This window comes from Bradyrhizobium sp. WSM4874 (assembly GCF_055811835.1).
This window is the reverse complement of the sequence record NZ_JBVVPR010000237.1, coordinates 1-356: the sequence shown is the minus strand read 5'-3', so window position 1 is coordinate 356 and position 356 is coordinate 1. Positions and strand designations below refer to the sequence as shown.

At 60.7% G+C, this 356-nt stretch carries 1 protein-coding gene; it reads left to right on the top strand.

Annotated elements, in window-relative coordinates:
• The first annotated feature begins 34 nt into the window (after positions 1-34).
• The gene (locus tag AC0L3P_RS40190; protein ID WP_473309483.1) at positions 35-247 is read left to right on the top strand and encodes a transposase; all 213 of its coding nucleotides are present in this window, start codon (positions 35-37) and stop codon (positions 245-247) included.
• Positions 248-356 lie beyond the last annotated feature (109 nt).

The following is a 356-nucleotide window of genomic DNA, read 5'->3' as shown; positions in this document are numbered from 1 at the left end:
GCCCGCGCCCACGACATTCGAATCATGGTTGCCCATGGATTCAGAAGCCCGCAACAAAAGCAACTGTAATGCTAGGAGAAGCGCTATGACGATTTCGAGGGCGGAGGTGATCACATCGGTCGAGCGGCGGCGCCGGTGGTCGCAGGATGAGAAGGAACGGCTTGTTGCAGCATCGCTCGAGCCCGGAGCCTGCGTTTCCGAGGTGGCTCGCATGGCTGGCCTTCATGTAAGCCAGCTGTTCAGGTGACGCAAAGAGTTTTGCAAGCACGCTGAAGCGAGTATAGCGCCGTTCGTGCCGGTCGAGATTGGGTCGTCTGTGCCGCCGCGGGCGGTGGCCGAAGCGCCATTGACGACGA